The following is a 3,956-nucleotide window of genomic DNA, read 5'->3' as shown; positions in this document are numbered from 1 at the left end:
GCCCGGCGCGCGCCCCTGGCCCCCCGCCCTCGCGCCCGGCGCGTGGCCGAGCCACCCCGGCGTCGCCGTGGTCCCCCGCTGCGAACCCCACGGTTCTCCCCCTCCACCGCACCCGGCCATCGGGTCTGCGTGGAAGGGAAGTTACGGAGCGGTACTCGTCGTCCGCGTCCCACCGCGGAGCTCATCTCCCGCGTAGCTCTCAGGTACTAGGGGTATGACCGGGGCCCGGCCACCACGGGCCGCGGCAGACCCGCTCACCAGGCCAGTTGGGCGATCTCCTCCGCCACCACCGCGCACGCGTCCGCCGTCGGGTCGATGAGCGCGAAGTGCCCGACGTCCTCCAGCAGCGTCACCCCGACCATCTCGCCGGCCTTCGCCGCCGCGTCCGCGTACGACTCGGCGACGATCTGCGGCACCTCGCGGTCCGCGCGCCCCTGGACGAGCGTGGTGGCGATGCCGGTCGGCAGCAGCAGCGCCGGGTCCGTGTGCGGCTGCCGCTCGGCGAAGTGCTCGTCGCCGCCCATCAGTTGGCGTACCGCACCGCCGCACACGTCCAGCTTGTCGGCGATCGCGAAGTCCGCGATCGGGGCCAGGGCGACCACGCCGCGCAGGATCGCCGAGCCGCCGCCGCGCCAGGGCGAGCCGGCCGGCAGGACGTGCCGGGCCGCACCCCACAGCGCGAGGTGCCCGCCCGCCGAATGACCGGTGAGGACCGTGCGGCGGGGGTCCGCCTGGGGCAGCAGCTCCCCCACGAGCGCCGGGAGGGCGTCCAGCGCGGCCGCGACGTCGTCGAACGTGTCGGGCCAGCGCCCCGCGAGGGAGGCGTCGTCGTCACCGCGCCGGTACTCGACGTTGGCCACGGCGAATCCGCGCCGGGCCAGAAAACCGGCGAAGGGACTGACGTGGCGCCGGTCGTACGGTGCCCGCCAGGCACCGCCGTGCAGCACGGCCACCACCGGGGCGGGACCGCCCGGGCCGCCCTGTGTGCGGGGCGCGTAGAAGTCGATCACCTGGTCGGGGTGGTCGCCGTAGGCCGCGGTGGCGTCGGGATCGACGGGCGCGTGGGAGAAGACCGACTTCTCCTCGGCAGCGGCCCGTGCTGCTGCGACGTCGTCCGTCATGCTCCAACCTCTCAGCGATGTGGCGTGCGCGGCGGACCAGTTGGGGGTTCAGCCGTTGGCCGGGACGGTACCAGGCCCGTGACGTGCGGGGACACGGGGATGTCACGCTGGGTGAGGCCCGGAGACTCCGTCGTCGCGGCGGTGGCGGGGACCGGGACCGCCCGGGGGCGTCCCGGCCCGCCGCCGCTCAGACCAGCGTCGCGGCCAGCACCCGCGCGGCCCGCTCCACGTCGGCGAAGCCCACGTACAGCGGCGTGAATCCGAAGCGGAGCACGTCCGGCGCCCGGAAGTCCCCGACGACGCCCTGCTCGATGAGCCGCTTCATCACCTCGCCGGCGTCGTCACAGCGCAGCGCGATCTGGCTGCCGCGCTCCGCGTGCGCCACCGGAGTCAGGCACTCGACCCGCCCCTCGGGCACGTACCGCGCGACGCACTCCAGGAAGAAGTCCGTCAACGCGAGGGACTTGGCCCGCACGGCCGCCACCGACACCCCGTCCCACACCTCGAGCGCCGCCTCCAGGGCGAGCATGGAGAGGATGTCGGGCGTGCCGACCCGGCCGCGCAGGGCACCGGGGGCCGGTTCGTAGCCGGTGCGCATCCCGAACGGCTCGGCGTGGGAGTTCCACCCGGGCAGCGGCGAGTCGAAGCGGTCCTGCAGTTCCCGCCGCACGTACAGGTACGCGGGCGAACCCGGTCCGCCGTTCAGGTACTTGTAGGTGCAGCCGACCGCCAGGTCCACCCCGTGCTCGTCCAGCCCCACCGGCAGCGCGCCCGCGCTGTGGCACAGGTCCCAGACGGCGTACGCCCCCGCCGCGTGCACCGCGTCCGTCAGGCCCGGCAGGTCGTGCAGCCGGCCGGTGCGGTAGTCCACGTGGTTGAGCAGGACGGCGGCGGTGCGGGGGCCCAGCGCGCCCGGCACGTCCGCCGGGGCCACGGGCCGCAGCGTGCGGCCGGTCATCCGGGCGGCGGACTCGGCGATGTACCCGTCGGTCGGGAAGGTGGTGGCGTCGACGAGGATCTCGTCGCGCCCCTCCCCGGCCATGCGCACCGCGCCCACGAGTGCCTTGAAGACGTTGACGCTGGTGGAGTCTCCGACCACGACCTGCCCGGACGCGGCCCCGACCAGCGGGGCGATCCGGTCGCCGATCCGCTCGGGCGCGGTCCACCAGCCGCTCTCCTCCCAGGACCGGATGCGCAGTTCGCCCCACTGACGGCGGACGACGTCCTCGACCCGCCCGGGGACGACGGCCGGCAGCGCGCCGAGGGAGTTGCCGTCGAGGTAGACGACGTCGTCGGTGACGAACTCCGCCCGCTTGCCGGCCAGTTCGTCGGCGGCGTCCAGCTTCTCCGCGCGCAGGCTCAGCTCAGACATACGACCGCGCCGTCCACAGCTCGGGGAACACGTTCTTCCGGGCGCGCTTCTCCAGCCAGGCCACCCCGGCGGAGCCGCCCGTGCCGGTCTTGGCGCCCATCGCGCGGCGGGTGGCGACGAGGTGGTCGTTGCGCCAGCGCCACACCAGCTCGGCGACATCGCTCAGCGCCTCGCCGAGGCGGGCGATCTCGTGCTGCTCGTCGCCCGAGTAGACGGCCGTCCAGGCGGCCTCCACCTCCGGCGAGGGCTCGTAGCGCCGGGCGACGTCGCGCCGCAGCACCGACTCGGGGATGTCGTACCCGCGCCGCGCGAGCAGCCGCACGACCTCGTCGTACAGGCTCGGCTCGTGCAGCGCCTTCTCCAGCTCGGCGTGCACGCGCGGGGAGCCGCGGTGCGGGACGAGCATCGACGCGGACTTGTCGCCGAGCAGGAACTCCATCCGCCGGTACATCGCCGACTGGAAGCCGGAGCCCTCGCCGAGGGCGCCGCGGTACGAGTTGAACTGGGCCGGCGTGAGCTGGCCGAGCGGCTTCCAGGAGGCGTTGAGCGCCTCCAGCTCCCGTACGGACCTCTTCAGCGCGGCGATGGCGGTGGGGACGTCGTCGCCGCGCAGCGCGCGGGCCGCCGTCTCCCACTCGTGGACGATGACGGTGAACCACAGCTCCATCACCTGGGTCGTCACCAGGAAGACCATCTCTCCGGGGTCGTCGGAGAGGGTGTGCTGGAGGTGCGTGAGCACGTCCGCCTTGACGTAGTCCTCGTACGGCGTCGTGCCGTGGAAGTCGAGATGCGGGGTCTCGGGCTCGTGAGCCTCGTGGGACATCGCTGTCTCCTGCAGATAACTCCGGGTAGCGGTCCGCCCCTGCCGATGCCGGCACGGGGGCCCCGGTCCCCATCCGCATCCTGCGGGCTCACCGCCCCGACCGCAAGGCCCGCCCGCCGGACGGGACGGGCCTCACGTGCGCGGACGGCCGTCAGCCGAGGACCTGCGCCGCCGTGGGCGAGGAGTCCTTCAGGAACTGCGAGCAGCGCTCGTACTCCTCCTGCTCGCCGATCGCCTGCGCGGCGCGGGCGAGGGCGTGCAGGGCGCGCAGGAAGCCGCGGTTCGGCTCGTGCTCCCACGGCACCGGGCCGTGGCCCTTCCAGCCGTTGCGGCGCAGCGCGTCCAGACCGCGGTGGTAGCCCGTACGGGCGTACGCGTACGACTCCACGGCCGCGCCGCGCTCGAACGCCTCGTCGGCGAGCTGCGCCCACGCGAGCGAGGAGGTGGGGTGCGCGGCGGCGACCTCGGCGGGCGCGGCGCCCGAGGCGAGCATCTCCCGGGGCCCGGGGTCGTCGGGGAGGTGGGTCGGGGGCGGGCCCCCGAGAAGGTTCTCGTGAATGGACATGCCCCAAGTCTGCGCCATCGCCACCCCCCGGGCGCAGGGGGCCGGGCGGGTACGCCACCCGGCACCGCGGGGGGG

Annotated in this window: 4 protein-coding genes; all 4 read right to left on the bottom strand. The window is 74.6% G+C overall.

Going from position 1 to position 3,956, the window contains the following annotated elements; translation table 11 throughout:
* Positions 1 to 254: 254 nt before the first annotated feature.
* Complete coding sequence (locus tag RIN80_RS22155) at positions 255 to 1,121, bottom strand: alpha/beta hydrolase (RefSeq protein WP_309097385.1); 867 nt, start codon at positions 1,119 to 1,121, stop codon at positions 255 to 257.
* A 187-nt stretch (positions 1,122 to 1,308) separates the two neighbouring features.
* Positions 1,309 to 2,493 (bottom strand): kynureninase, encoded by a 1,185-nt coding sequence (gene kynU / locus RIN80_RS22150; protein WP_309097384.1) that lies wholly within the window; start codon positions 2,491 to 2,493, stop codon positions 1,309 to 1,311.
* Positions 2,486 to 3,316: a tryptophan 2,3-dioxygenase family protein gene (locus RIN80_RS22145; RefSeq protein WP_309097383.1), complete on the bottom strand. Its 831-nt coding sequence runs from the start codon at positions 3,314 to 3,316 to the stop codon at positions 2,486 to 2,488. The genes kynU and RIN80_RS22145 overlap by 8 nt, the downstream gene beginning before the upstream one ends.
* A 151-nt stretch (positions 3,317 to 3,467) precedes the next feature.
* Positions 3,468 to 3,881 carry a DUF3151 domain-containing protein gene (locus RIN80_RS22140; protein ID WP_309097382.1) on the bottom strand — a complete coding sequence of 138 codons (414 nt, stop codon included), beginning with the start codon at positions 3,879 to 3,881 and terminating at the stop codon, positions 3,468 to 3,470.
* Between the last annotated feature and the right edge of the window lie 75 nt (positions 3,882 to 3,956).

Origin of the sequence: Streptomyces sp., assembly GCF_031181705.1 — a bacterium.
Taxonomy (GTDB): Bacteria; Actinomycetota; Actinomycetes; order Streptomycetales; family Streptomycetaceae; genus Streptomyces.
Note: the sequence above shows the minus strand (reverse complement) of the source record. Positions and strands in the feature narration are given on the sequence as shown.

Bases quoted from the DNA above. Each gene is read 5' to 3' on its own strand.
- RIN80_RS22145 (WP_309097383.1), bottom strand. From the start codon at position 3,316: ATGTCCCACGAGGCTCACGAGCCCGAGACCCCGCATCTCGACTTCCAC.
- RIN80_RS22140 (WP_309097382.1), bottom strand. From the start codon at position 3,881: ATGTCCATTCACGAGAACCTTCTCGGGGGCCCGCCCCCGACCCACCTC.
- RIN80_RS22155 (WP_309097385.1), bottom strand. From the start codon at position 1,121: ATGACGGACGACGTCGCAGCAGCACGGGCCGCTGCCGAGGAGAAGTCG.
- kynU (WP_309097384.1), bottom strand. From the start codon at position 2,493: ATGTCTGAGCTGAGCCTGCGCGCGGAGAAGCTGGACGCCGCCGACGAA.